This window comes from Methylobacterium sp. A54F, from assembly GCF_053346035.1.
This window is the reverse complement of sequence record NZ_JBKFBF010000009.1, coordinates 1-26,313: the sequence shown is the minus strand read 5'-3', so window position 1 is coordinate 26,313 and position 26,313 is coordinate 1. Positions and strand designations below refer to the sequence as shown.

Annotated in this window: 25 protein-coding genes; 15 read left to right on the top strand and 10 right to left on the bottom strand. The window is 69.7% G+C overall.

Translation table 11 applies throughout. The features are described from left to right. Positions 1-17: 17 nt before the first annotated feature. Complete coding sequence (locus ACLBXP_RS15705; RefSeq protein WP_447668667.1) at positions 18-1,526, bottom strand: D-alanyl-D-alanine carboxypeptidase family protein; 1,509 nt, start codon at positions 1,524-1,526, stop codon at positions 18-20. A gap of 283 nt (positions 1,527-1,809) precedes the next feature. Here ACLBXP_RS15705 and queE point away from each other — a divergent pair, with 283 nt between their 5' ends. The 3 genes from queE to queC are packed head-to-tail and all read left to right on the top strand — an operon-like array spanning position 1,810 to position 3,539. Beyond that, positions 1,810-2,442 (top strand): 7-carboxy-7-deazaguanine synthase, encoded by a 633-nt coding sequence (gene queE / locus ACLBXP_RS15700; protein WP_447668666.1) that lies wholly within the window; start codon positions 1,810-1,812, stop codon positions 2,440-2,442. Between the two features lie 28 nt (positions 2,443-2,470). Further along, the gene (gene queD, locus ACLBXP_RS15695) at positions 2,471-2,827 is read left to right on the top strand and encodes a 6-carboxytetrahydropterin synthase QueD (RefSeq protein WP_447668665.1); all 357 of its coding nucleotides are present in this window, start codon (positions 2,471-2,473) and stop codon (positions 2,825-2,827) included. Between the two features lie 4 nt (positions 2,828-2,831). Further along, the gene (gene queC / locus ACLBXP_RS15690) at positions 2,832-3,539 is read left to right on the top strand and encodes a 7-cyano-7-deazaguanine synthase QueC (RefSeq protein WP_447668664.1); all 708 of its coding nucleotides are present in this window, start codon (positions 2,832-2,834) and stop codon (positions 3,537-3,539) included. 7 nt (positions 3,540-3,546) lie between these two features. On the opposite strand, the gene ACLBXP_RS15685 is transcribed toward queC, so the two are convergent. Then, complete coding sequence (locus tag ACLBXP_RS15685) at positions 3,547-4,107, bottom strand: TetR/AcrR family transcriptional regulator (RefSeq protein ID WP_447668663.1); 561 nt, start codon at positions 4,105-4,107, stop codon at positions 3,547-3,549. Between the two features lie 117 nt (positions 4,108-4,224). Between ACLBXP_RS15685 and ACLBXP_RS15680 the strand changes: the two genes are divergently transcribed. The 4 genes from ACLBXP_RS15680 to ACLBXP_RS15665 all read left to right on the top strand — a co-directional run bounded on the left by ACLBXP_RS15680 (position 4,225) and on the right by ACLBXP_RS15665 (position 7,138). Further along, positions 4,225-5,190 carry a quinoprotein relay system zinc metallohydrolase 2 gene (locus tag ACLBXP_RS15680; RefSeq protein ID WP_447668662.1) on the top strand — a complete coding sequence of 322 codons (966 nt, stop codon included), beginning with the start codon at positions 4,225-4,227 and terminating at the stop codon, positions 5,188-5,190. A gap of 64 nt (positions 5,191-5,254) precedes the next feature. Beyond that, positions 5,255-6,070, top strand: coding sequence for a quinoprotein dehydrogenase-associated SoxYZ-like carrier (locus ACLBXP_RS15675; protein ID WP_447668661.1), 816 nt, complete (start codon positions 5,255-5,257; stop codon positions 6,068-6,070). Between the two features lie 16 nt (positions 6,071-6,086). Then, positions 6,087-6,677: a rhodanese-like domain-containing protein gene (locus ACLBXP_RS15670; protein WP_447668660.1), complete on the top strand. Its 591-nt coding sequence runs from the start codon at positions 6,087-6,089 to the stop codon at positions 6,675-6,677. Between the two features lie 59 nt (positions 6,678-6,736). Further along, a complete protein-coding gene (locus ACLBXP_RS15665) occupies positions 6,737-7,138 on the top strand; it encodes a thioredoxin family protein (protein WP_447668659.1) in 402 nt (133 codons plus the stop codon). A 59-nt stretch (positions 7,139-7,197) separates the two neighbouring features. On the opposite strand, the gene ACLBXP_RS15660 is transcribed toward ACLBXP_RS15665, so the two are convergent. Next, positions 7,198-8,538 (bottom strand): dicarboxylate/amino acid:cation symporter, encoded by a 1,341-nt coding sequence (locus ACLBXP_RS15660; protein WP_447668658.1) that lies wholly within the window; start codon positions 8,536-8,538, stop codon positions 7,198-7,200. Positions 8,539-8,846: 308 nt separating this feature from the next. Here ACLBXP_RS15660 and ACLBXP_RS15655 point away from each other — a divergent pair, with 308 nt between their 5' ends. Further along, positions 8,847-10,706 carry a sensor histidine kinase gene (locus ACLBXP_RS15655; RefSeq protein ID WP_447668657.1) on the top strand — a complete coding sequence of 620 codons (1,860 nt, stop codon included), beginning with the start codon at positions 8,847-8,849 and terminating at the stop codon, positions 10,704-10,706. Next, complete coding sequence (locus ACLBXP_RS15650) at positions 10,703-12,061, top strand: sigma-54-dependent transcriptional regulator (protein ID WP_447668656.1); 1,359 nt, start codon at positions 10,703-10,705, stop codon at positions 12,059-12,061. The genes ACLBXP_RS15655 and ACLBXP_RS15650 overlap by 4 nt, the downstream gene beginning before the upstream one ends. 275 nt (positions 12,062-12,336) lie before the next feature. On the opposite strand, the gene ACLBXP_RS15645 is transcribed toward ACLBXP_RS15650, so the two are convergent. Continuing rightward, complete coding sequence (locus tag ACLBXP_RS15645; RefSeq protein ID WP_447668655.1) at positions 12,337-12,621, bottom strand: hypothetical protein; 285 nt, start codon at positions 12,619-12,621, stop codon at positions 12,337-12,339. Positions 12,622-12,755: 134 nt separating this feature from the next. On the opposite strand from ACLBXP_RS15645, the gene ACLBXP_RS15640 reads away from it, so the two are divergent. Beyond that, positions 12,756-12,893: a hypothetical protein gene (locus tag ACLBXP_RS15640; protein ID WP_447668654.1), complete on the top strand. Its 138-nt coding sequence runs from the start codon at positions 12,756-12,758 to the stop codon at positions 12,891-12,893. A gap of 10 nt (positions 12,894-12,903) precedes the next feature. Then, positions 12,904-13,344 carry an RNA polymerase sigma factor region1.1 domain-containing protein gene (locus ACLBXP_RS15635; RefSeq protein WP_447668653.1) on the top strand — a complete coding sequence of 147 codons (441 nt, stop codon included), beginning with the start codon at positions 12,904-12,906 and terminating at the stop codon, positions 13,342-13,344. Positions 13,345-13,351: 7 nt separating this feature from the next. On the opposite strand, the gene ACLBXP_RS15630 is transcribed toward ACLBXP_RS15635, so the two are convergent. From ACLBXP_RS15630 to ACLBXP_RS15620, 3 genes are all read right to left on the bottom strand, one after another. After that, a complete protein-coding gene (locus tag ACLBXP_RS15630; RefSeq protein WP_447668652.1) occupies positions 13,352-14,524 on the bottom strand; it encodes an MFS transporter in 1,173 nt (390 codons plus the stop codon). 161 nt (positions 14,525-14,685) lie between these two features. Continuing rightward, complete coding sequence (locus ACLBXP_RS15625) at positions 14,686-15,744, bottom strand: HD-GYP domain-containing protein (protein WP_447668651.1); 1,059 nt, start codon at positions 15,742-15,744, stop codon at positions 14,686-14,688. Positions 15,745-15,862: 118 nt separating this feature from the next. Continuing rightward, a complete protein-coding gene (locus tag ACLBXP_RS15620) occupies positions 15,863-18,286 on the bottom strand; it encodes a bifunctional diguanylate cyclase/phosphodiesterase (protein WP_447668650.1) in 2,424 nt (807 codons plus the stop codon). A gap of 184 nt (positions 18,287-18,470) precedes the next feature. Here ACLBXP_RS15620 and ACLBXP_RS15615 point away from each other — a divergent pair, with 184 nt between their 5' ends. Beyond that, complete coding sequence (locus ACLBXP_RS15615) at positions 18,471-19,271, top strand: hypothetical protein (RefSeq protein WP_447668649.1); 801 nt, start codon at positions 18,471-18,473, stop codon at positions 19,269-19,271. A 27-nt stretch (positions 19,272-19,298) separates the two neighbouring features. Here the strand turns inward: ACLBXP_RS15615 and ACLBXP_RS15610 are convergent, their stop codons facing one another. Further along, positions 19,299-19,619 carry a hypothetical protein gene (locus tag ACLBXP_RS15610; RefSeq protein ID WP_447668648.1) on the bottom strand — a complete coding sequence of 107 codons (321 nt, stop codon included), beginning with the start codon at positions 19,617-19,619 and terminating at the stop codon, positions 19,299-19,301. 118 nt (positions 19,620-19,737) lie between these two features. Next, the gene (locus tag ACLBXP_RS15605; RefSeq protein ID WP_447668647.1) at positions 19,738-20,832 is read right to left on the bottom strand and encodes an acyltransferase family protein; all 1,095 of its coding nucleotides are present in this window, start codon (positions 20,830-20,832) and stop codon (positions 19,738-19,740) included. A 197-nt stretch (positions 20,833-21,029) separates the two neighbouring features. On the opposite strand from ACLBXP_RS15605, the gene ACLBXP_RS15600 reads away from it, so the two are divergent. Beyond that, positions 21,030-22,550 (top strand): lipopolysaccharide biosynthesis protein, encoded by a 1,521-nt coding sequence (locus tag ACLBXP_RS15600; RefSeq protein WP_447668646.1) that lies wholly within the window; start codon positions 21,030-21,032, stop codon positions 22,548-22,550. A 28-nt stretch (positions 22,551-22,578) separates the two neighbouring features. On the opposite strand, the gene ACLBXP_RS15595 is transcribed toward ACLBXP_RS15600, so the two are convergent. After that, a complete protein-coding gene (locus ACLBXP_RS15595; protein WP_447668645.1) occupies positions 22,579-23,322 on the bottom strand; it encodes an FkbM family methyltransferase in 744 nt (247 codons plus the stop codon). Between the two features lie 269 nt (positions 23,323-23,591). Between ACLBXP_RS15595 and ACLBXP_RS15590 the strand changes: the two genes are divergently transcribed. Both ACLBXP_RS15590 and ACLBXP_RS15585 read left to right on the top strand, forming a co-directional pair. Continuing rightward, on the top strand, positions 23,592-24,242 hold the full coding sequence (locus ACLBXP_RS15590) for a class I SAM-dependent methyltransferase (RefSeq protein ID WP_447668644.1): 651 nt from the start codon (positions 23,592-23,594) through the stop codon (positions 24,240-24,242). Positions 24,243-24,733: 491 nt separating this feature from the next. Then, a complete protein-coding gene (locus ACLBXP_RS15585; RefSeq protein ID WP_447668643.1) occupies positions 24,734-25,624 on the top strand; it encodes a glycosyltransferase in 891 nt (296 codons plus the stop codon). Positions 25,625-26,313: the final 689 nt, after the last annotated feature.

Genomic DNA, 26,313 nt, shown 5'->3' with positions numbered 1-26,313 from the left:
TGTCACCCGCGCGCGCCTTACTCCGCCGCCTGCGCCTTTCGGGCCGGTGCTTTGGCGGGGGGCTTCTGGGCGACCCGAGGCGCGGCCTTGGGTGCAACCTTGGCCGATGCGCCCTTGGCCGCGCCCGCCTTGGGCGAGATCGGATCCGCGTTCGCGGCCGTGTAGGCGGTGGCGGCCTTCGGCACGGCCGCGTGCGTGGCCTTCGGGGCCGGCTTCGCTGCAACCTTGGACGCGGGCTTTTGCGGAGCGGGAGCGGTAGCGCGGGCTTCGGTCCGCTTGGCGGCCGCCTCTGCCTTCGCCTGACGGGCCGCCTCGCGCTTGGCCTTTGCGGCCTCCAGCTTGGCCTGCCGGGCCTGGGCGGCCGCCGCCTTCTCGGCCTCCGCCTGCTCGTTGAGCAGGGTCTGTCCCTCGGCGGGATCGCGGCCGATCCAGACGAGCACGGGCTGCAGGGGCGCTCGCGGCGGCAGCGCGCGGGTGCGCAGCGCCGCGCTGTTGAGGGTCGCGAAGGCGAGAGCGGATGACGCGGGCGCCGAGGCACCCATAAGCTGCGCGTTGGCGTTGTCGGCGCTGGCGCCCGCCGCCGGTGCGCTCGCCGTGATGGCGCTCTGACCCTCGTCCACCGGCATCGGCTTGCGCTTGTCGCAGATGTAGGGCCGCATGTCCGGGGCCTCGCCGGCGCTCGACGCCGGCAGCGCATCGAGGCTCTGGCTCGTCCAGCCCGCCGTTTGCGAGAAGCCGTAATCGAACAGGTCCGCGGCCTTGAGGTCGCGCTCGCGGGCGCTCGGCTGACCCATCACGATGGTGAGGAGTCGGCGGCCGTTCCGGGTGGCGCTCGCCACCACGTTGAACCCGCCGGAGCAGATGAAACCGGTCTTCATGCCGTCGGCGCCGGCGTAGCGCCCGAGCAGGCCGTTGTGGTTCGCCATCACGGCGCGGCCGAACTGGATCGCGGAGATCGAGAACAGACCCTGGCTGTCGGGGAAGTCCCGGATCAGCGCCCGGCCGAGGATCGCCATGTCGCGGGCGGAGGTCCATTGCCGGGCATCCGGCAGGCCGTTCGGGTTGAACCAGCGGCTCTCGCGCATGCCGATGCGGCGGGCCGTCTGGTTCATCAGGTCCGCGAAGCCCTCGATGGAGCCGCCGAGGCTCTCTCCGATCGCCCAGGCCACGTCGTTGGCCGACTTGACCATGATGATCTTGAGGGCGTTGTCGAGGGTCAGCTGGGTGCCGGCCTTGAACCCCATCTTCGAGGGCGGCTCGGCGGCTGCCGCCGGCGTGATGGTGATCAGGGAGTCGAGGGAGACGCGGCCCTGCCGCACTAGGTCGAGGGCGACGTAGGTCGTCATCAGCTTGGTGATGGATGCGGGATACCACGGGTCGGTGGCCGCCTGACCGTAGATGACCTTGCCGGAATCGACGTCGACGACCAGGACCGGGGCGGTCACGGCCTGGGCAGCACCCGCGCCCAGCAGGGCCGCGAGGGCGGCGAGACCGAGGGTGAAGCGCCTCACGAAGGGATTGGACATCAGGCCCGACTCAATGGGTGGTGCGCCGCGGCGGTGCTGGGACGGTCCCGATCCCCGTCCCGGCAGGTTGTAGGTCAACGGCCGAGCTTCGGCGAGTCCGCGCAGCTCGAACCGCGGTGCATGACGTGGATCCTGCCTTGGGCCCGCACCGTGGCGAGAGGATGGCCGGGCCTCGTCGCTGCCGGGCGCGCCCGGTGGCGTTTCGCGGCGCGAGCGCCTATGTGAGCGGGACATCTCATCCCAGGTCGATGGTTGCAGGCGCCGGTCCCGGCGCGCCGGAACGATGGCGTACGCGGTCAAGGAACTCTTCCACACGCTGCAGGGCGAGGGCGCCCAGGCCGGACGCGCGGCGGTGTTCTGCCGCTTCGCGGGCTGCAACCTCTGGTCGGGCCGCGAGGAGGACAGGGCGTCGGCGGCCTGCCGCTTCTGCGACACCGACTTCGTTGGCCTGAACGGGGACGGCGGCGGGCGCTTCGCCACGGCCGACGACCTCGCGGCCGCGATCGCTCGCACCTGGTCGGGCGGTGGACAGGGCCGCTTCGTGGTCTTCACCGGGGGCGAGCCGCTCCTTCAGCTCGACGCGGCGCTGATCGCAGCCGTACGCGCCCGCGGCTTCGCCGCCGCCGTCGAGACCAACGGCACGCTACCTGCGCCCGACGGGCTCGACTGGATCTGCGTGAGCCCGAAGGCCGGCAACCCCCTCGTGCAGCGCTCCGGCCACGAGCTGAAGCTCGTCTTCCCCCAGGCCGGCCTCGACCCTGCCGACCTCGCGGCGCTGCCCTTCGCGAACCGCTTTCTCCAGCCCATGGACGGGCCGGAGCAGGCCGCCAACCTCGCCGCGGCCATCGCCTATTGCCGGGCGGATGCCCGCTGGCGCCTCTCGCTCCAGACCCACAAGATGATCGGCATCCCATGACGGATGGCCGGCCGCGCGAGTGCCCACCATGAAGATCACCCAAGCCTTCACCTTCGAGGCGGCCCACCGGCTGCCGAACGTGCCCGCGAGCCACCGCTGCCACCGCATGCACGGCCACTCCTACCGGGTCGAGCTGACCATCTCGGGCGGCGTCGACCGCGACAGCGGCTGGGTCGTGGACTTCTACGACGTCGAGAGCGCCTTCGCGCCGCTGCTGGAGCGCCTCGACCACCATTGCCTCAACGAGATCGAGGGGCTGGAGAATCCGACCGCGGAGCACATCGCGGCCTGGATCTGGCATCGGGCGAAGCCGGTGCTGCCGGGCCTCTCCTCCGTCAGGGTCTACGAGACGCCGATGTCCTGGGCCGAATACGAGGGCGATTGACGCGATGGACGACGGTGCGCTGGTCCTGTTCTCGGGCGGCCAGGACTCCGCCACCTGCCTGGCCTGGGCGCTCGACCGCTACCCGCGCGTGGAGACGCTGGGCTTCGATTACGGCCAGCGTCACCGGGTCGAACTCGATTGCCGCGCCGCGCTCCGCGACGGCGTGCGCCGCATCCGGCCCGACTGGGCACGCCGGCTCGGCGAGGATCACACCCTCGATCTCGCCGCCCTCGGCGCGGTCTCCGAGACGGCCCTGACCCGCGACACCGAGATCACCCTCGGCGCCAGCGGCCTGCCGAACACCTTCGTGCCCGGGCGCAACCTCGTCTTCCTCACCTTCGCGGCGGCCCTCGCCTACCGGCGGGGCCTGCGCCACGTGGTGGGCGGCATGTGCGAGACGGACTACTCGGGCTACCCGGACTGCCGGGACGACACCATCAAGGCCCTGCAGGTCGCACTCAACCTCGGCATGGAGCGCCGCTTCGTGCTGCACACTCCGCTGATGTGGCTCGACAAGGCCGAGACCTGGCGCCTCGCCGAATCGCTCGGGGGCACGCCGCTCGTCGACCTCATCGTGGCGGAGAGCCACACCTGCTACCTCGGCGAGCGTGGCGAGCGCCATCCCTGGGGCCACGGCTGCGGTACCTGCCCGGCCTGCACCTTGCGCGCGCAGGGATTTGAACGGTTCCGGGCTGCAGCTGTCGAACGCTGAGACACGCTCACCGCAGGCTCGCCGTCAGTGCGTCGAGCGTGCGCGAAAACCCCGCGGGCCCGGCGAGCAGCCGCTCCAGCAGAAGCGCCCCCTCCAACGTAGCGACGACGAGGCGGGCCTGCGCGACGGGATCGAGCCCTTTCCGGATGCTTCCGTCCGCCTGTCCCTCGACGAGCACCGCCTCCAGCCAGACGAGGTGGCGCTCGAAGAAGCGGACGATGGCCGCCCGCAGGCTCTCCGGCAGGGCATCGCCCTCGGTGGCGAGGGCCGCGCACAGGCAGCCGAGATTTTGCTCCACGCCGCCAAGATAGAGGCGCCCGTAAGCATCGATCCGCGCGATCCCGTTTGCGTGCTCGGCGCGGATCGCCGCGAGGGCGTCGTCGTAGCGAGCCTCGTAGGCAGCGACGAGGGCGAGGCCGAGATCCGCCTTCGTGGGGAAATGGTGGTGGATGCTCGCCTTGCGGATGCCCACGGCCTCGGCGAGGTCGGCGTAGCTGAAGCCCGAGTAGCCGCGGCCCCGCACGAGCGCCTCGGCTTGCATCAGCAGTTCGGAACGGGTGTCTCTCATCGCCTCGGCTCGCTCGCGCCGGCTCACGTAAACGTGGAACTCGTCGGCTTCCTTGCCACTTGACGCACTAAAAATCTACCTACTAGATGGTTGGAACAAGATCTGGGAGGTTTCGGCATGCGGGCGTTCAGCGCCGGCACCAGCGTATCGGCTTCGCGCCGGCTCACCCGCCGGGAGAGCCTGTTCGGCGGCCTGTGCCTCTGCTGCCTCCCCGTGCTGGGGCGTGCCGCGGAAGCCTTCGCGCTCGACGAGGTTGCCACGGGGGTCTTCATCCGGCGCGGACCGCACGAGGAGGCGACGCCCCAGAACCTCGATGCCATCGCCAACATCGGCTTCATCATCGGTCGGGACGGCGTGCTGGTGACCGAGTCCGGCGGCAGCCTCGCGGACGGGCAATGGCTGCGTGCCGAGATCGCCAAGCGCACGGACAAGCCGATCCGGCACGTGGTTATCACGCACGTCCACCCCGACCACGCCTTCGGTGCCGGCGCCTTCCTGGAGGACAAGCCGAACTTCATCGGTCATCACGGCCTGCACGAGGCCCTCGATGCGCGGGGCGAGTTCTATCGCCAGCGGCTCGCGGACATCCTCGGCGCCGACCGGACAGGGCCGGTGGTTTACCCGACGCAGGCAGTCAAGGACGGGGCGGAGATCGACCTCGGCGACCGGGTGCTTCGCTTCAGGGCGCACGGGCCGGCGCATACGACCAGCGACCTCTCGATGCTGGATACGGGAAGCGGCCTGCTGTTCCCGGCCGACCTGCTCTTCGTCAACCGGATCCCGAGCGTCGACGGCAACCTCAACGGCTGGCTCAAGGAGATCGAGGCGCTCAAGGCCATCGGTGCCGCCAGGGCCGTGCCGGGGCACGGGCCGGCGGCGGTCGACTTCGCACCGGCCGTCGCGGATCTGGCGCGCTACCTCACGACGCTGCGCGACGAGACCCGCAAGGCCATCGCGGCTGACGTGCCGATCGAGAAGGCCGTCGATACGGTCGCACGATCCGAACGCGACAACTGGGCCCTGTTCGACACCTACAACGGCCGCAACGTAATCGTGGCCTACAAGGAACTTGAGTGGGACTAGGCACGACGCCATCTCAGCCCAAACACTTGATCGCCAAAACCAACCGATCGCGAGGAGACACCCGATGAAGACGCTTCTCCAAGCCGCTGCCCCGGCCGTCCTGGCCCTCCTGCTCGCCGGGCCGGCCCTGGCCGCCGGCGCTTCCGACACCGATGCCGAGCGCGGCGCGCGGTGGCAGGAGATCGCCAAGTCGATCTTCGGCGACCGCGCGATCGAGCCGACCGACTCGCTGATCAAGGTGGATGCGCCGGCGCGCGCGCTGGACGCGGCCCTCGTGCCGATCACCCTGACCATGCCCGACAAGGACCAGATCAAGGCCGTCCACTTCATCATCGACGACAACCCGTCGCCCTACGCCGCGCACTTCACATTCGGTCCGGCCGCCGATGCGAGCGAGCTGAAGCTCCGGGTGCGCATCAACAACTACACCAACGTGCACGCAGTCGCGGAGACCCGCGACGGCAAGCTCTACGAGGCGACGAAGTTCATCAAAGCCTCCGGCGGATGCTCGGCCCCGATGGGGATGAGCGACGAGGAGGCCATGCGCGGCATGGGCGACATGAAGATGAAGTTCTCGGGCGAGGCCGCACCCGGAAAGCCGGTGGAGGCGACCCTCATGGTGCGCCACCCGAACTTCTCCGGGATGCAGATGAACCAGGTGACGCGCGACTACACGCCGGCGCGCTACATCAACAAGCTCACCGTCGCCTACGGCGACAAGAACGTCTTCACCATGGACGGCGACATCTCGATCGCCTCGAACCCGGTGATCAACTTCGCCTTCCTGCCCGAGGGCCAGGGGCCCATCAAGGTATCCGCGAGCGACAGCCAGGGCGGATCCTGGCAGCACACCTTCAACGCGCCGAGCCCCAGCAACTGAGCCGGAGGCCCCCGGGATGAAACGCCTCGCCGCCCTCGCCGCCACCCTCTGCGCCGCGACGATCCTTGCCGCGGCCATGCCCGCGGACTCGCCCGTGAACGTCCCGGAGCCGGACGGCTACTGGACGGGTGCGCCGCAGGGCTACACGCCGAAGACGCTGAAGGGTGCCCGGGTGATCGACCTCGCCGCGCTCGACGCCCTGATGGCCGACAAGCCGGTCCTCCTCGACGTGGCGCTCGCCGACCGCAAGCCGGACAACTTCCCGGCCGATCGGCCCTGGCTGCCGGCCCACCGCTCCATCCCGGGCGCAGTCTGGATGCCGGGGGCTGGCGCCGCGCCGATGGACCCGGCCCGCGAGGCCGCGTTCTTGAAGCGCATCGAGGAGCTGACCGGGGGCGACAAGGGCCGCGCGGTCGTGACCTTCTGCCATCCCGATTGCTGGGGAAGCTGGAATGCCGGGCGCCGCCTCGTCCAGGCCGGGTACACGGCCGTCCAGTGGTTCCCGGAGGGGGTCGAAGGCTGGCAGGACGCGCATGATACGGCGGTCGTCCGCCAGGATGCGGCCTGGGCCGCGGGAGCCAAGCCGGCCGCCGATGCGCAGCGCTGACTGAGCCGAGGATCACCCCCGAGGATCACCCCCAAGGATCACCCCCAAGGATCACCCCGATGACGACACGACGCGTGCTGCTCCGGGCGGGGGGTGCCCTGGCGCTCCTCCTGACCGCCGGACCCGTCCATGCTGCGGCGGAGCCGGGCCAGCCCTTCACCGCGGAGGCCTTCGCGGCGGCTCAGGCGGCGGGCCGGCCCATCGTGGTGGCGGTGGCGGCCCCCTGGTGCCCGATCTGCCGGGCTCAGAAGCCGATCCTGACGCAGCTCCTGGCCGCGCCGCGCTTCAAGGAACTCGCGGTCTTCACGATCGACTTCGACACGCAGAAGGACCTGATGCGCCGCTTCGACGCCCGCCAGCAGAGCACCCTGATCGTGTTCAAGGGCGCCAACGAGGTCGGCCGCTCGGTCGGCGAGACGCAGCCCGAGTGGATCGAGTCCGTCGTCGAGAAGGCCCTCTGAACGCGTCTCCCGGACCGGGCGAGGCCCTGTCCGGGAGACGATGTCGCTTCGGGCCGACCTCACTCGGCCGGCTGGAGCACCGGGGCCGGAGCGACCGGCTCGGTCGCCCGGCCGCTCAGCGCCGCGGCAAGCTTCGCGTCGTCGACCTCACCCTCCCAGCGGGCGACCACGATGCAGGCGACCGCGTTGCCGATGAAGTTCGTCAGCGCGCGGCACTCCGACATGAAGCGATCGATGCCGAGGATCAGCGCCATGCCGACCACGGGCACCGAAGGCACCACCGCGAGCGTTGCCGCGAGGGTGATGAAGCCCGAGCCCGTGACGCCGGCGGCGCCCTTCGAGGACAGCATGGCGACGAGGAGCAGCAGGGCCTGCTCGCCGAGCGAGAGCGGCGTGTCGGTCGCCTGGGCTATGAACAGCGCCGCCATCGTCATGTAGATGTTGGTGCCGTCGAGGTTGAACGAGTAGCCGGTCGGCACGACGAGGCCGACGACCGGGCGCGAGCAGCCGGCCCGCTCCATCTTGTCGATCAGCGAGGGCAGCGCCGACTCGGACGAGGACGTGCCGAGGACGAGGAGCAGCTCCTCCTTGATGTAGCGGATGAGCCGCAGGATCGAGAAGCCGTTGTAGCGGGCGACCGCGCCGAGGACGACCAGCACGAAGATGGCCGAGGTCAGGTAGAAGGCGCCGACCAGGTAGGCGAGGTTGGCAAGCGAGCTGATCCCGTACTTGCCGATCGTGAAGGCCATGGCCCCGAAGGCGCCGATGGGCGCGATCTTCATGATGATGTTGACGACGCCGAAGATCGCCTCGGACAGCACCTTGATGATGTCGAGGACCGGCTTGCCGCGGTCGCCCATGAAGGCGAGGCCGAAGCCGAACAGCACAGAGAAGAACAGCACCTGCAGGATCTCGCCGCCCGAGAAGGCACCGACCGCCGTTGACGGGATGACGTTCATCAGGAAGTCGGTGATGGTCTGCGTCTTCGCCTTGTCGGCGTAGGTGGCGACCGCCTTCGGATCGAGCGACTTCGGGTCGATGTGCAGGCCGTTGCCGGGCTGCAGCAGGTTCGCCACGATGAGGCCGACGATGAGGGCGAGCGTCGAGAAGGTGAGGAAGTAGATCAGCGCCTTGCCGCCGACGCGGCCGACCTTCTCGAGGTTCGTCATGCCGGCGATGCCGGAGACCACGGTGAGGAAGATCACCGGCGCGATGATCATCTTGACGAGCTTGATGAACGCATCGCCGAGCGGCTTCATCTCAGAGCCGAGCTGCGGGTAGAAGTGGCCGAGGAGGATGCCGATCGCCACTGCGACCAGCACCTGGAAGTACAGGGTCCGGTAGAGGGGCTTCGGCGCGGGCGGCGCGTGGGGCGCCGCGAGTGGAGGCACGGTGGCCATGGGGTGTTCTCTCCCTGAGAAATGTCCGGGTCGCGTCGGCTCGTCCCCCCGGTGCCCCGCGGGGCGCCGGACCTCGTCCGCTCTTGGTGTTGGCCGTGTGGCGTGCAGGCATACCGTGGCGGTAGGGCTGCATCACACCTGCCGAATGGCAACCGGCGTGCCAGGACGAGACACGTGCCGAAGGAAAATTAAGCTTCTGTTTTTGATGGGCTTTTTGCTGTGAGGCCTCCTGGCCCGGAATTCGCCCGTGCGGGATTCCGCACGCGGCTGTCCGAAGCTGTCCGGCGTTCCGCACCGGGTGTCCGCGCGTGACGGAGCCGGTCGGACGGCGGTTCCTGCGCGGTGTCCGGGCAGGACGGCGGAGCCTCGGTCTCCTGGCCGGGCTCGTCGCGGGGCTCGCGGCGGCCTGGGTGGCGGGGCGCTTCGCGGAGCGCTCGGCCCTGGCGGACCTGCGCCGCACGGCGCACCTGGCCCTGACGCTGCAGGTCGGGGCCCTCTCGGCCGAGATGCAGCGCCAGGGCGGCCTGCCCCTGGCCCTCGCCGCCGATCCCGAGATCGCCGCCATGCTGGCGCCGGGCGCCGAGGGGACCATCGCCGAGCGGGTCAGCGGCCGCCTCGCCGAGATCGCGCGGGCGACGGGCGCCGCCGTGATCTACGTGGTGCGGGCCGACGGCCTGACGGTGGCGGCGAGCAACGCGGGCGAGCCGCTCGGCTTCGTCGGACGCGACTACCGGTTCCGCCCCTACTTCCAGGAGGCGATGCGGACGGGGTCCGGCTCGCAATTCGCCCTCGGGACCGTCAGCGGACGGCCGGGCCTGTACCTCTCGCGGCGCATCGGCAGCGTCGGGGTCGTCGTGGTCAAGATCGAGTTCGACGGGATCGAGGCTGCCTGGCGGGCGAGCGGGGAGCGCGTGTTCGCGACCGACCCCCGCGGGATCGTGCTCGTCGCGAGCGAGCCCGATTGGCGCTTCGGGACGCTGCGGGAGATCGACGCGGCGGAACGCGCCCGCATCCGGGAGACGCTCGAGTTCGGCACGGCGCCCCTGCCGCTCCTGCCCCTGCACCCGGTTCCCGGCGACGGCGCCCTGGTGCGGATCGGCAACGGCGCCCTCCCGGCCCGCACGGCCCTGCCCCTCGACGCGGCGGTGCCCGGCACCGACTGGCGCCTCCACGCCCTGACCCCGGTCGGCGCCGCCGTGGAGCGCGAGCGCGTGCAGGGTCAGGTGATCGCCCTCCTGGCGAGCGGCCTCGCCTGGCTCGGGCTCGCGACCCTCCTGGGTCGCCGGCGCCGGAACCGGGCGCGGCGCGCCGAGGAGGCGAGCCGGCGCGAGGAGCTGGAGGCGCGGGTGCGCGAGCGGACCGAGGCCCTGAGCGCAGCCAACCGGCAGCTCCGCGCCGAGGCCGAGGAGCGCCGCCGCGCCGAGGCGGAGCGCGAGCGCCTCGGCCGGGAGCTCGCGCAGGCCGGGCGGCTGGCGGCGCTCGGCCAGTTCGCCGCGAGCCTCGCGCACGAGATCAACCAGCCGCTGGCGGCGATCCGGTCCTACGCGGACAATACCGCGATCCTGGTCGAGCGGGGGCGCGTCGCGGACGCGGCCGAGAACGTCACGGCGATCGGCCGCCTCACCGACCGGATCGGCGCCCTCACCCGCCAGCTCAAGGGCTTCGCCCGCCGCGCCTCGGGGCGCCGCGAGCCGGTCGCCCTGGCGAGCATCCTGGCGAACAGCCTGGAGATCGTCGCGGCCCGGGCCGCGAGCGCCGGGATCGTGCCCGCCGTCGCAGAGCCGCCGCCGGGGCTCGCGGTGCTGGGCGACGGGCCGCGACTGGAGCAGGTGCTCGTCAACCTCCTGCAGAACGCCCTCGACGCGGTGGCGGGACGCCAGGACGCGAGCATCGCCCTGACGATCCAGGAGGCGGCCGATCGCGTGGTTCTGACGGTGACCGACAACGGACCCGGGATCCCCGAGCCGGAGCGCCGCCAGGTGTTCGACGCCTTCGTGACGACGAAGCCGGACGGGCTCGGCCTCGGGCTCGCCATCAGCCGCGGCATCGTCGAGGATTGCGGCGGCACCCTCGCGGTCGAGGAGGCCGTGGGCGGCGGGGCCGCCTTCCGGATCGAGCTGTTTCGCGCGAGAACCCTGAGCGAGGAAACGACGGAGAGCGCGGCGTGAGCGGTGACGGGGCGGACGGCGCGGATCCGGCCGAGCGGATCGTCTTCGTCGACGACGAGGAGGACGTGCGCCGGGCGAACCGCCAGAGCCTCGAACTCGCGGGCTTCGACGTCGAGGTCTTCGCGGCCGCCGAGCCGGCGCTGGCGGCGCTGAGCCGGGCACCGGCGGGCGTTCTGGTGACCGACGTGCGCCTGCCCGACCTCGACGGACGCGCCCTGTTCGAGCGGGTCCGCGGAACCGATCCGGACCTGCCCGTCATCCTGATCACCGGGCACGGCGACATCTCCATGGCGGTCGGCGCCATGCGGGACGGTGCCTACGACTTCCTGGCCAAGCCCTACCCGGCCGAGGCCCTGGTCGCGTCCGTGCGGCGGGCGCTGGAGCGTCGGCGCCTCGCCCTGGAGAACCGGACCCTGCGGGCCCGCCTCGACGCAGCCCTCGAGGCCGACCCGGCCTTCCTGGGGGCCTCCCCCGAGATCGTTCGGCTGCGCCGCCTCGTGCGCGACGTGGCGGAGGCCGACGTCGACGTGCTGGTGCTGGGCGAGACCGGCTCCGGCAAGGAGGTGGTGGCGAGCGCGCTCCATCGCTGGGGCCGACGGGCGGGCGGCAACTTCGTGCCGATGAATTGCGGCGCGCTGCCCGACAGCGTGGTCGAGAGCGAGCTGTTCGGGCACGAGGCCGGCGCCTTCACGGGCGCGCTCAAGCGGCGCGTCGGCCGGATCGAGCACGCGCATGGGGGAACGCTCTTCCTCGACGAGATCGAGAGCATGCCCCTCGCGATCCAGGTGAAGCTCCTGCGCGTCCTGCAGGAGCGGGTGGTGGAGCCCCTCGGGACCAACGAGGCGCGGGCGGTCGACATGCGCGTGGTCGCGGCCACGAAGGTCGATCTCGGCCAGGCCGCCGCGCAGGGCACGTTCCGGGACGACCTCTATCACCGCCTCAACGTGATCACGGTGCGGATCCCGCCGCTGCGGGACCGGCGGGAGGACGTGCCGCTGCTCTTCCGGCACTTCCTCGCCCGTGCGAGCGCCCGTTTCCGGCGCGAGCCGCCCGCCGTCACGCCGGCCATCCGGGATCACCTCCTGCGCCACGACTGGCCCGGCAACGTGCGCGAGCTCGACCATTACGCGGAGCGCTGCACCCTCGGCCTCGGCGGCCTCGACGCCGAGGCGGAGCCCGCGCAGGGCCTCAGCCTCGCCGAGCAGGTCGACCGCTTCGAGCGCGGGCTGATCCGCGACGAGCTGGTGATGGCGGGCGGCGACGTGCGCGTCGCCGCCGAGGCGCTCGGGCTGCCGCGCAAGACGCTCTACGACAAGCTCGCGCGGCACGGACTCACGCCGACGGATTATCGCTGAGCCGCCGCGGCGACCGTGGCGCCAGCACGTCTCAGAGCCTGCTTGAGGCGTTGTTCCAACGCGTTACCTCATCCTGAGATGCAGCGTCAGCGGCCTCGAAGGAGGGCTCCAGGGATCGCGCGGCTTCTGGACGGCTCCTTCGAGGCTGCTTCGCAGCACCCCAGGATGAGGGGGATGGGCCGGACAACGGCCACCGGTCCGACGACCTTTGTTTTCAGGAATCAAACAGGCTCTCAGGCGAGGTGGACGGTTGTCAGCCCCGACCCCAAGGCCCGTCAGGCACCCGCCCCCGCGGGGGGCAGGCCCCGCTCCGGCGTCGGCGTCACGCCGAGCGCGCCGTCGTCGGGCCCGGTCGCATCGAAGCGGCGCAGGAGCGCCTCGTAGGTCTGCGCCGCCGGCCCGTGCGGCTGCAGCGCCCGCGTGTCGTCGAGGAGGCGCCGCACATCCGCGATGAACGAGCGCCGGGCGGCGGCGCCCTCTGGAACGGCCTCGAACAGCCTGGTGATCGCGAGCTCGTGCAGATTGAGGAGCAGGCCGAGCCTCTCGATTTCGTCGGACATCGTGGAACGCCTCTCGGGTCGCGGGACGGACTGCGCCAGCGTCAAGCGGCGAAGGGGTCGTCGGGTTCTCGGGCATCGGCCGGAACGCCGCACCGCCCCGCCGGTTGGCCCGGGTCACCGACCGGGAGACCGCCATGACGGCCACGAAGATGACGGCCACGAGCATGACCGCCGCGACGATGACCGCCGCGAAGCCGCGGGGCGGCAGGGCGCACGACCGGCAGGTCCGGGTCATCGAGCGCGAAGTCGGGTCTGCCGAGGCGAAGCGATGAGCACGCCGCGGTGACGCCGGGCCTCGACCGGGCGGTCCTCGACCGTCTCATCGACCTCGGGCGGCAGCGTGGGCGGCTGACGCCGGAGGACCTGCGCGAACATCTCCCGATCGCCGCCCTGAGCGCCGAGGATCTGGCCCTCATCGTCCTGGAAATCGAGGAAGCCGGGGTGCCGGTCGAGATCGAGGAGATGCTCGCGGCGCTCATGCGGCCCGCCGACCTGCGCGATCCCGGCGGGCTCGCCATCGGCTCCGCGGCGCCGCCGCCGGCACCGGTTTCGCAACCGGCGGTGCAGCCGCGCCCGGAGCTGCCCCGCATCGAGGCCGCCCGCGCCGCGCCCGTCCCGGCCGCTGCCCCGGGCCGGCGGGCATCCGCGACCTGGGCGGTGATCGCGGGCGGGGTGCTGACCCTCTGCGTCCTCGCCGCATTTCTGCTCGCGCGAGGTAATTGAGCCGTGCTCAGGCCGCGGGGGGCGGAGGAGCCGGCCGCGACAGGAGGATCGCCGTCGCGATGCCGAGGCCGAGGCTCGCCGCCGCGCAGGCGGAGAGCGTTGCGAACTGTCCGACGCCCTGCAGGCCGAGGCCGATGAGCACGACGCCGAGCGCCTGGCCGCAGAAGAACGAGAAGGCGTGGAGGGCCACCGCCGAGGCGCGCGCGCCCGGCGCCACCTCCGTGACCTGAACCTGGAAGGTGTTGTGGAGCATGTAGAAGCCGAGGCCGAGGGCGACGAGCGCCGCGGCGTCGACCGGCCAACGGCCTGCCAGGCCGATGGTCACCAGGGCTCCGGCGCAGATGATGCCGCCGCCGACCAGCATCCGCCCCATGCCGAGGAAGCGCAGCAGCACGGCGACGAGGCCCGCGTAGAGCAGGCCGCCCACCGCGAAGCCGGCGAGTGCGAGGCCCGCCTCCCGGGGGCCGCCCTCCCCGCGCGCCTCGATCAGCGGCGCGAGGTGCGGGAAGAAGCCGAAGATCGCGATGGCCTCGATGAAGACCGAGCCGAACAGCACCCGGGCGCGCGGGTTGCCGATGATCGCCCGGTAGCGCGAGACCGCCTGCGCGAAATCCGGCCGCTGGGGCGCCGGCGCCAATGCGCGCTCGAAGCCGAAGAGCGCGGCGAGGCAGCCGAGGGCGGCCACCGCCGCCGTGATGGCGAAGACGCCGTGCCAGCCGACCCGTGCCTCGATCAGCCCCGCGAAGGTCGAGCCCGAGAGCTGGCCGAGGATCACCGCCACGAGGAACCGGCCGATCGCCACCTGCCGCCGCTCCATGGGGATGCGGTCGCCCATGAGCGCCAGCGCCAGGGGCACCACCCCGCCCGCCGCCGCCCCCGCCGCGATGCGCAGGCCGAACAGCAGGCCGAGATCCGTCGCAAGCGCGCTGCCCGCGAGGGCGAGGGCCAGCGCGCCGAGGCACGCGCCCATCACCCGCTCCTTGCCGAGGGCGTCGCCGACCGGGCCGAGCACGGGCTGGATCAGCGCGTAGGGCAGCGCGAAGGCGGTCGAGAGCAGCGCGACCGTGTGCGGGTCGCTCGCGAGGTCGCGGGCCATCACGCCGACGAGGGGCTCGACGGAGCGACCCGCGAAGGTGCTGGCGAAGCCGGCCATCGCCAGCGTGAGGATGAGGCGAAGCATCGGGGGGAGCGGAACTCGCGCGGAGGGACTTGGGCAGCGGAGGGTCTTGGACGGCGGAGGGTCTTGGGCGCAGGGCCTTGGACGCCGGACTTGTGTCGGCTCCCCGCCGCCCCGTCCACCGGGCACTGCGCCCGCGGCCGCGTTTTGTGCGGCGGGCCCCCTCAGGCCGCCCGCGCCACCGCGGCCCCGAAGGCCTGCGCGAAGCGGGTCTCGATCTTGCCTTCCATCCCGTGCAGCACCCGCATGGCCTCGTCGGAGGTCATGGCCGGCCGGAAATCGCGCCGCGCCGTGAGCGTCGCGTAGACGTCGCAGATCGTGAGGAAGCGCGTGACGTCGCTGATCTCGGCCTCGCCGACGCCGTCCGGGTAGCCGGAGCCGTCGAGGTACTCGTGGTGGCGGCGCACCGCGTCGAGCATCGCCGGGTCGGCCTCCGGGCTCGCCCGCAGGATCTCGTAGCCGAGGATCGGGTGCATCCGCACGATCGCGGTCTCGGCCTCGTCCAGGGGCCCGCGCTTCAGGAGGATCCGCCGCGGGATCCGCGCCTTGCCGACGTCGTGCACGAGGGCGGCGCGCACGAGGCGGCGGCGCTGGGCCTCCGGAAAGCCGACGTGGATCGCGAACTGGGCCGCGAGGCCGGCGACGACCAGGCAATGCTGGTAGGTGGCGTCGTCGTGCGCCCGGATGGTGTTGAGCCAGCGCGCGAGGCCGCCCTGCTCCAGCGCGGTGAGGATCGGCTCCACGGAGCGGTCCACCGCCTGCAGGTCCACCCGCCCCCGCGCCTCGGCGGCCTGGAACAGCTCCCCGAGGGCCGTGCCGGCCCGCTCCGCGCATTGCCGGAGACCGGCGTTGAGACCGCTCGAATCCGGGTTGATCAGGTTCAGGAGGGCCGTCACGATGACGTGGGGCTCGGTGTAGAAGGGCAGGCAGGCGTGGGCCCCGAGCATGCGGGCCTGCCGCAGCGCCTTTTCGGAGATCCGCCGGGACACGCAGAGCACCGGCCGCTCGACAGCCCAGGGCTGGCCGCGCAGAACCTCCAGGCAGCGGATGCTGGTGCCCCGCGCGAGATCGAGATCCACCACGATCGCGGCCGTGGCGGCGCGCGAGGGCCAATCGACCTCGGGCCCGACCACCTCGCAGGTGCAGACCGCATCGATCGCCGCGGCGAGCGGCGCGCTGCGGTTGGGCTGGTCGGTGACGAGCACCACGGTCTCGGGCAGCACGGCGGGCCCACTCCCTCGGAGATCCTACACGTAGCCCGTGTCTTCGAAAGATCGGTTAAGACGATCCCGTGCATCCCGCCGAAGCGGCGCGACGCACGGGCCGCCACCGGTCTGCGCCTCAGGCGGCATCGCGGGCCGCGAGGAGGCCGGTGGCCCGAAGCGCCTCGGCGGCGGGCCGCGGCACCCCGAGGAGGAAGCCCTGCGCCTCCGTGCAGCCGAGGGCGCGCACGTGGTCGAGCTGCGCCGGCGTCTCCACGCCCTCCGCCGTGATCGCCGCGCCGAGGCGCTCGCCGAGGCCGACGATCGAGCGCACGATCGCGGCGGTGTCCGGGTCGGCGATCTCCCGGATGAACGTGCGGTCCACCTTGATCTTGTCGAAGGGGAAGCGGCGCAGGTAGCTCAACGAGGAGTAGCCGGTGCCGAAATCGTCGAGGGCGATGCGCACGCCGAGCGCCTTCAGCCGGCGCAGGCAGGCGAGCGAGGCCTCGCCGTCGTCCATCAGCACGCTCTCGGTGATCTCGAGCTCCAGGCGGTCCGGCGCGAGGCCCGAGGCGGCGAGCGCGCCGAGCACCGTGCTCTCCAGGCTCTCGTCCCGGAACTGCACGGCGGAGACGTTCACGGCCACCCGCGGGCGCCCGGGCCAGGCCGCCGCCTCGCGGCAGGCCTCCCGCAGGGCCCAGGCGCCGAGGGGCACGATCAGCCCGCTCTCCTCGGCGAGGGGAATGAACTCGGCGGGCGGGATGAGGCCGCGCTCCGGGTGGGGCCAGCGCAGCAGGGCCTCGAAGCCGCTCGGCGCCTCGGCCTCCAGGCCGACGATCGGCTGGTAGTGGAGCACGAAGCTGCCCGCGCGGAGCGCCTCGCGCAGGTCCCGCTCCAGGAGGTTGCGCTTGGCCAGGGCCGCATCCATCCCGGCCTCGTAGAAGCGCAGGGTGTTCCGCCCCTCGGCCTTCGCCCGGTAGAGCGCGATGTCGGCGCGCTTGAAGAGCTCGTCCGCGTCCTCGTCCCCGGCGGCCGTGGCGATGCCGATGCTGACGCCGACGGTGGCGCGGTTCGGCCCGATCTCGACGGGCTGCTCGACGGCCGCGATCACCCGCTGCGCGACGAGGGTCGCCGCCCGCAGGGTGTCGAGGTGGCCGACGATGATGGCGAACTCGTCGCCGCCGAGGCGGGCGATGATGTCCCCGGTCCGCACCACGCCGCGCAGCCGCTCGGCGATGACCGCGAGGAGCGCGTCGCCGGCCGGGTGGCCGTAGGTGTCGTTGACGGCCTTGAACCGGTCGAGGTCGCAGGCGAGCACCGCGAAGCTGCCGCCGTGGCGCCGGATGTCGGCGAGCTGCTGGTTCAGCCGGTCGCGGAACAGCACCCGGTTCGGCAGCCCCGTCAGCGCGTCGTGGAGCGCCATGTGGGCGAGCCGCCGCTCCGCCTCGCGCCGGTGCGTGGTGTCGAAGTGCATGCCGACGACGCGCAGCGCCACGCCCTCCCCGTCGCGGGCCACCACCTTGCCGCGGGCGAGCACCCAGCCCCAGCCGCCGTCCTTGCGGCGCAGGCGGTGCTCGCACTCGTAGACGGGGCTGTGCCCGTCGAGGTGCTCGGCGAAGAGCCGGCGGGCCTGCGGCTCGTCCTCCGGGTGCAGCAGGGCCTCCCAGGTCCGGAGGTGGCGCGCGAGCTCGCCCGGCGTGTAGCCGAGCATCGTCTCCCAGCGGTCCGAGAACCACATCACGCCGGTCGCGACCGTGAGGTCCCAGGAGCCGTCGCCGTCGATGGCGAGCGCTAGGCGCTCCTCGCTGAGCCGGCAGGCCGTCTCGCTGGCGCGCAACGCCTGGTTGCTGCGGCGCAGCCGCTCCGCGAACAGCGCGAGGGCCGCGAAGCCCAGGATCGCCAGCATCGCGGCGGCGATCCCGCAGGCGAGCGCGAGGCGCGGCAACCCGAGGCCGGGGGCGTCCAGGGCCGCGTCCGGGATGATCTCGGCCGCACCCATGGCGGTGAAGTGGAGGACGGCGATGGACGCGGTCAGGAGCGCAGCGTCGAGACCCCGGCGCGCGACCCGCGGCCGGATCGCGACGACGAACGCCGCCGCGGCGAGCCCGCACCCGCCCGCGACCGCGGCGAGCGCCAGGGTCCGATCGAAGCCGAGCCGGCCCGGGACCTGGACCCCCGCCATCCCCGTGAAATGCATGGCCGCGACCCCGAGCCCGAGCACCACCCCGGCCACCGCCGCGACGGAGCCCCGGTCCGCCTGGCGCAGCAGCGCAAGCGCCGCCATCACGGCGCCGATCCCGACCGCCAGCGAGATCAGGGTCACGCGCAGGTCGTAATGGATCGCGATGCCCGGGTCGTAGCCCAGCATGCCGATGAAGTGCGTGCTCCAGACCCCGGCCCCGGCCGAGAAGCTCGCCGCCCCGAGCCAGATCCAGCGTCCATGGTCGCCGCCCTCCCGCATCTGGCGGACGAGGCGCAGGGCGGTGTGGCTCGACACCCAGCAGACGAGGGCCGCGAGGGGGAAGACCCAGACCGTGTGCTGCTGCGTCAGGCAACCGATCACGCGATACATCGGTCTTCTCTACTGTAAGTTGTATGCCCCGAAGGTCGCCCCCGCGCGTTTAACAAACGTGAATGCCGTTCGCCCGGCCACGCATTTCCGGGAAGTTCGGTGCATGATCGGTTAGGGACGCTGGTTCACCGCCCGATTCCGGGCCCTCCCGTACCGCCCGCGACCGACCTCTCCCATGACCACCGCCCTCTGGCTGCCGGCCCTGCTGCGCGCCGTGACCACCGGACTGATCGTCGTCCTCGCCTCGGCCGTCGCGGAGGCCGCGGGGCCGTTCTGGGGCGCGCTGATCATCAGCCTGCCGGTGACCGCCGGCCCCGCCTACGTGTTCATGGCGCTCCAGCACGAGCCGGCCTTCATCGCGGGGGCGGCCCTCAACGGGTTCGCGGCCAACGCGGCCACCGGCCTGTTCCTCATCGTCTACGCCCGCCTCGCCCCCCGGGCCCCCTGCCCGCGCGCCCTCGGTGCGGCCGTGGCCACCTGGATCGCCGCGGCCGCCCTGATCGGGACCGTCGCCTGGACGCCGCTCACGGCCTTCCTCCTCAACGGGGCGGTGTACGGGACCGGGACCGCCCTCACCCCGGCGGGGGCACGCGCCGCCTTCGTGCGCGGCACCGTGGCGACGCGGCGGTTGCTCGACCTTCTGCTCCGCGCCGTCGCCGTGGCCCTGTTCGTGACCGCGGTGCTGGCGCTGAGCGCGGTGCTGAGCCCGGCCCGGACGGGGATCGTGGCCGCCTTCCCGGTGGCGCTCACCAGCACCTTCGTGATCCTGCACCCACGGGTCGGCGGCGCGGCGACGGGCCAGCTCGCCCGCACCGCGATCCGGGGCGTGTTCGGCTTCGGGCTCACCCTGCTGAGCCTGCACGTTCTGATTGATCTTCTCGGGGTCGCGGGCGCCATGGTGGGTGCGCTCGCGGTCTCGCTGCTGTGGTCGGCGGGGCTTCTCGCCCTGCAGCGCCGTCGTGCCCGGAAGCCCTGAGGCCGTTGCGCGGTCGCGTCGCCGCGGTCAGCCGAGGAGGTCGTCGCGCACGAGCCAGTTCGGGTCGAGGGCGAACTCGAAGGGCGTGGCCTGGGGCGGCGCCTCTGCCTCGTCGCCGCGCACGAGGTCGCGCGTCTCCTGCCGTTCGATGTCGCGCAACTGCTCAGCGAGGAGCTGCAGATAGCTCGCGGCGGCCGCGGGCCCGAAGCTCTCGGCGAAGCGCGCATGCGCCACCGCCGCCATCGTCTCGATCACGGCCTGCGGCGGCGTGCCCCGGTCGATCGCGGCTTCGAGGGTTGTCCGCCAGGCGCGCGCGAGTTGCTCGCGCAGTTCGAGTGTATCGTCCAACGGTCTGGCTCTGATGGGCGCGGAATGCCACTCAGCATCTTCCACAACCCCGAGTCAAACTCGGTCGCGACCTTCGGACGGCGAACGAACCCTGAGCAGGCTACGGGCTGTCGCGTGGTCAGGCGGCGGTTCGGTCGCGACCGCGCATCGACGCCGCATTCGCTCGCCACAGTTCGGCGAGCGGCCTTCGCAGCCCCAGCATGGGTTTCTCCACGAGTATCCAGGAAGCCGCGGCCAGGGGCAGCACGACCAGGCTTGCGAGAGCGATGTGCATCGGGATCGGAATCCCAGGCTCCAGCGCCACCAGGGCCTGCTGCACCGGGAAAGCATAGATGTAGACGCCGAACGAGCAGTCGCCGAGCTGGTTGTAGGCGCGCAGAACGCCGCCGGGCCGGTAGGCCAACCAAAGAACCGCATAGGCGAGCGCTGCCGCGAAGACTGGCTTGAAGGCGACCGTGCCGTGGGCGAGACACGCGGCAGTGGCAAGGAGCAGGATAATTCCAGCTGCAAGCGGGACGCGGCGCCGCGCCCTGTAGAGGCACATGCCGGCAACGAACGGTAAGGCCAGATCCGCGAAGAGACTCGCCTTCCCCGCAGCCGGATACGCGAGCGTCATTGCGAGCCAGAACGCGCCGAACGTTCCGAGGAAGGCGCCCCATACCCAGCGGGTCCGGAAGCCCCCGACCAAGCCCACGATCAGGAGCATCAGGTAGCAGGCGACCTCGTGGAAGAGCGTCCAGAGAGACCCATTGATGGCCGGCCCGAAGGGGTTCCCATCGAACACCCCGGGGAGCGGGTACTGCATCGAGACGAGCGTGAAGTTGCGGGGGATGTAGGTGAAGACGGCGGTCTCACCGAAGTAGGCCCGCAACCCAAGGTGCGTAAACGCGGGCCCGAGAAGGAGGACAGTCAGCAGGAGCACCACGATCAAGCCCGGACCGATGCGGAGCGCTCGCGCCAGCAGAAAATCCACGCTCCCCGCGGCGCGCTCCCAGCTCTTCGCGACCAGGAAGCCACTGATCGCGAAGAAGGCCCAGACCGCAATGCCGCCGAGCGACATGCCCAGGGCAGCTTGGAGAGGCTCCCGAGCCGGATTTCCGGAAACGATCGCAAAGCTGTGGCTGACGAGGACCGCGAGCGCGGCAACCATGCGGACCAGGTTGAGGTTGTTGTCGTGGCCATTTGCGACCGCATGACCAAGCCGCAAGCTCATGACTGCCTTCCCGCGCGGCACGCACCGCGAAGCCCGAAAAACCTGGACGTCAGGATGCCGACTGCCTCGTTTGGATCGAGGCTTGCAAGTCGGAGTCCATCGTGGATTGATGGCGAAGAGACGAACATGCGCTGCCCGGGGTCACCAGATCGCTGCCGGGCCTGTGATCGCTCCCGGGGATGTGTCGACCGGCGTCGTTGCATGGCGGTTCGTGCCGGCATCCTGGGCTCAAGGCGTGCGCGGCGACGCAGCGTGTCGACGAAGCCGCCCAAGTGCGAAGGGTCATGACGGCGCTGAATAAGCTCTCCCGGGTTCTGCCTCTCGTCGGCATCAGCGTCCTGGAGATGTCGGTCTCCTTCGTCAGGATGTTCGTGCTCACCCGGCTTCTCGGGGGCTACGAGTTTGGGTTCGCCTCCGCGCTTTCGGCCTCCTACGCCGTCCTCGAACAGATGACGGACCTGGCCGTCTACCGGTTCGTACTCTCGACCAAGCAGGACCTCTACGAGGAGGCCCTCGCGATCGCCCACGCGGTTTCGATTTTGAGAGGACTCGTCGTGGCGGCGGCTTTCGGCCTGCTGTCCGAACCGATCGCTTGCGCCCTGACGAGTTGCGCGAATTGGCCGAGTTTCGCCGCCCTCGCGCTGCTTCCGTTGATCCGCGGCTTCGAGCACCTCGAGGTGCGGATCGGCGAGCGCCACTATCGATTCCGGCCGATCCTCCTGGCCTTGGCCGTCTCGCACGCAATCGGCCTCGTCGCGATGGTCGGTGTCGCAGGGATCCTCCACAGCCACGTCGCCTTCATCGCTTACATGGTGGTCCAATCCACGATTTACCTCGCGATGACGCAGAGACTTGCGCGCACGCCCTACCGGGTCCGATTGCGCTCTCCCCTGACGCGGGGAGCATTGACCTTCAGCCTGCCCCTGCTCCTCAACGGCTTCGGGCTCGCCGTTTACACGCAAGGCGATCGGCTTCTCGTCGGCGCGACCCTCGGCGTCGAGGCGCTCGGCCATTACGCCGTGATGATCCTGATCGCGATCGTGCCGATCAGCGCACTCACGAAGGTCGTCAGCGCCATCCATTTCGCAGGCCTGCACAACGCGGATGACGCGGACCGCTTCGCCGTCCGGCGGCGCCTCTATGCGCGATCCATGCCGATCATCGCGGCCTGCTATGCAGTGCTGCTCGGCGGAACCCTGAAAACCGTGATGCCCCTCGCGTTCGGCCCGCGCTTCACGGTGAGCGACACGGCGGTCCTGCTCATCTCGCTCGTGGCGTTCTTCCGGGCGAGCCGGGCCGATCCCATGACGACACTGCTCCTCCATGCCAAATCGACGACGCGCCTCGCAGCGTCGAGCCAGGCGCCATTCCTCGGCCTCGCGGCCGCTGCGATCCTCGTGCACCTCTATCCGTCCCTCGACGCAATCCTCTCGGGAGTCCTGCTCGGGGAGGTGGCGACGCTCGGCTCGCTCCTGGTTGCCAGCCGGCACGTGTTCGGGCCGGCGATCCGCGACTACCTCGCGACGGAGGCGCTGATGCTGATGCTCGTCCTGTGCGCCGTCGCGCCTCCACTTGCGGCGGGTGTGCGGGAAGCGCTCGGCGGAGGCAATCTCGTGACCGTGCTGATCCTCGTGGTGATAGCCCTGACGGCGAAGGTCGCTTTGAGCGGGCTCCTCCGTCAGGGCTACGGCCGACGGGCCAGACCGGCGCCGGCCTGAGGTCCACCGCGGGCAGAACGCCCGGCGCTCAGTGTGCATTGAGGAACAGGAAATTGTTGATGTAGCGGTTGTTCTTGCTCCCGAACGCTTCCGCGCGCAGGTGGTTTGGCTGCCATCGCGCGAAGTCGCGCCCGATTGCGGGCACGAGTTCTTGGCCATCGTGGTAGTAGGGCGCGTAGCCCATCGCCTCGATCCAGCCCATCAGGTCTGCGGAGCGGCCCGGATGGTGCCGTTCCTCGATTTCGACGAGGAGTGCCGGCCGCGACGCGCGGATCGTTTCGATGGCGCCCTGCAGGACGGCCTCCTCATGTCCCTCCACGTCGATCTTGATGACGCGGGCATCGCGAATTCCGAACTCGTCCAGCGTGCGCATCTGGACCGGAACGCCCTCGAGGCTGAAGCCCGGATTGGCATCATCGTTGAGCGAAGCACGTGGGAACACCTGCTCCTGGGCGCGGCTCGGAACGTGCAGGATGGCGGAGCCGGCTCTCGCGCTGAGCGCACAGGCGTGGACCTCGATATCCGGGTAGCGCCGCCGGAGTGCCGCCGCCAGGACGGGAACCGGCTCGAAGGCAACGATCCTGGTCGCGATGCCGCGCAGAGCGTGCGAGTACACCCCGATATTGGCACCGATATCGATGAACGTTCCTCCCCGCGCGTGACCGCTGATGACCGGGATCAGGGGTTCGTCCGCCCGGGCCATGGCTATGGCGTGAACGATTGCATCCGGAAGAACGCGTCGGACTGCCCGCTTCAGGAACCGCGTCGACATTGGTTCTCGCTCCTTCGAACAGCCGTGCGATTTTCGACGCGCGCGGTGCCCCATCCGGCAGGGAAGCATTCGCGGGCGGTGCATGCGAGCCAGCCCACCACGGCGCGATGGAATGCTCGATTTTGAGCCCATTGCCCGCCGGTCGCAAGGCCGAATAAGGCGTGGGAATTAGCGGCGCAAAGTAGTATATGCACCGGTGCACTTGGAGCGCACGTTACCCACGGGACGACCCGACGAGGGTCGTACCTCGAAGCTTGGAGGGTTCGACCATGGGTCTTGATGCGTATGGCAGTCGGTACCGGAAGAAACGCTTCAGTTCTTTCGTTAAGCTTGCGCAAGCCTGCATCGCCGAAAAAGGGTCTTGCCGAATTATCGACGTTGGCGGCGAATACGGCTACTGGCGGCCGTTCCGAACCGAGTTGCAGGGTTTGCCGCTGCAGATCACAATCACGAATCTGTCGGACCGGACCGAGGCCTTCGAGGACGAGCGCTTCAGCTTCAGGACCGGGAATGCCACGGACCTCGACTTCGTCGAGGACAACGAGTTTGACCTCGTGCATTCGAATTCCGTCATCGAGCATGTCGGGCGCTGGGGCGAGATGAGCCGGATGGCATCCGAAGTACGGCGCGTCGGGCGGCGCTACTTTGTGCAGACGCCGTACTACTGGTTTCCGATGGAACCACACTATCGGACGATCGGTTATCAGTGGATGCCCGAGCAGTGGCGTGCGCGCCTACACATGAAGCGCCAGCTCGGCTTCTATCCAAAGACCGAGACCTTCGATCAGGCTATGCGCGACTGCCAACGCGCCCAGTTGCTGGATCAACGCCAGATGCGCGAGTTGTTCCCGGATGCGGAGATCGTCAAGGAGAAGGTTGGTCCGCTGACGAAATCCCTGATCGCCATGCGTCATGCCTGATGCGCAATCCATCGCTTTTCGTGCCCAGGGCTTCTTATGGCATTCGCCGCGACCAGCATCGATAGCCCTGAACGCACCTAAATTGCTTATTGAAAATCAGGTTTTGAGATAAAATTTCCGATATACATCAGGAAAGGGCTCTGCGGTCATTTCTGATCAAATATTTGCTGGCCGCGAGAGTCATGGTCTTGTGATTGAAAACTGTATCTGCGTCCTACAACAATCGTAATAATACATTTGTATCACTAAGCTGTGGAACGATTGCCAATTCGGGATTTTCAGTGATGATCCGCCGGACCGATTCCAGAGAGGCATCCATGGCTCTACCCATAGAGGTGGACGACGCCGGACTTCGCCACCGCGGAAGACTGGAAGTCCCCACGGGCGTCGAGGCCGTACGACGGGTATCGCAATCCGACACTGGCCTCAGCCCAGAAACGTCTCGTCGGTTGCCCGCGAGTTCGGATGAACGAGGCGAGCCCGAACCAGCGATGGCCAAGCCCTTCGCATCCATCATCATTCCGCTCTACAACGACTTGGCGAACCTCGATACCTGCTTGGACCTGCTACGGAAGCAAAGTTACCCGGCTGACTGCTTCGAGATCATCGTCGCGGACAACAACTCGGCCTGCGGGCTTGCGGCGGTCGAGACCACGGTCGCGGGTCGCGCCAAGGTCATTCCTGCGCCCGAGCAGGGCGCTGGGCTCGCGCGCAACACCGGGGCAGCTGCAGCGGTAGGATGTATCCTGGCGTTCATCGATTCCGACTGCCGGCCGGATCCGGACTGGTTGCGGAACGGCGTCCGGGCGCTTGAGAATGCCCACATCATTGGAGGCAAGGTCGTCGTCGAGCCGCTCCTTCAAGGCAGTCCGAACCCGGTCGAGCTCTTCGAGATGATTTTTTCATTCAGGTTCGAACACTACATCAACAACAAGGGCTTCACCGGCTCCGGCAATATGTTCGTTCACACCCACATCTTCTGGGATATCGGCGGCTTCCGCGGAACGGTGTCCGAAGATGTCGAGTGGTGTCAGCGCGCGAGGCAGCGCAATTATACGATCACCTATGTCCCAGACGTCATTGTCGCGCATCCCGCCCGGCACACGTGGGGAGAGCTGGTCCGCAAATTCCGGCGAACGACGCTGGAGGCCTACGCCCTCGAGCGGGAGCGCAGATTTTGGCGGGTACGATGGTTCCTCCGGTCGCTGCTGGTCCTCTTCTCTCCGACCTTGCACGGTCTGAAGATCGCCCGCGCCCGCATACCCTGCAGTCCGACGATCCGCCTGCGCTGCATCATGACCCTGATCGCGATCCGTTATCGCCGCTTCCTGGATATGAACAAGATCCTTCTCGGCATGGGCGACACTCTCAGGACAAAATAGGCCGGCGATACGCAGTGCCGGGTTGTTGCGAGGAGCCGGTCAGCTAGTTTAAGAGCGCTTGTCCTCGACCTCACAAATGTACATCCCAAGACATTCTTGATGGACCGCGGGCTTCATTGCGCAGCTGGACCTGCTGTGGACCGAGCACGAAATGCATCCTCCTACTGCTCGCCGAACCCGACAGCTAACTCAGCCATTGAGATCTCACCGATGCCGCTATTGAGCAGCATCATGGCCTTTCTAGACACCTCTTCAACATGACTGGCAGTAGATTTCGATCCTGCGACTTAGATCTCATAGAATACGTTCGTAGGCATTAGGTTATAATTCCTTTATGAAACTGATTTATTAGATTTCAAACACTCCGATCAAGATATCGTTGAGGCAATTATCGTCCAAATATTGATTCGGTAACAATTCGTTAAGGACTCTAAACGACCGTCAGTGGCGATCCCGATGCGTACCCCTTGCGCATTGATTACCAACCGATGCCGCATATTGGCAAGATACCGAGCGGTTCAACCGATGACGACTCTTTCGAAAACTGCATACACGCCAATGGGTTCGCCTAGTTTTTCTGGTCTTTCCGATGTTGCGGCGGGTGCGGGGCGCAGCGTGGCGGAGGCGCCGGTCTCGTTTCGCAGCCTGATCGGGCAGCCGGGGTACTACTACAACGCAGCCAGCAACAT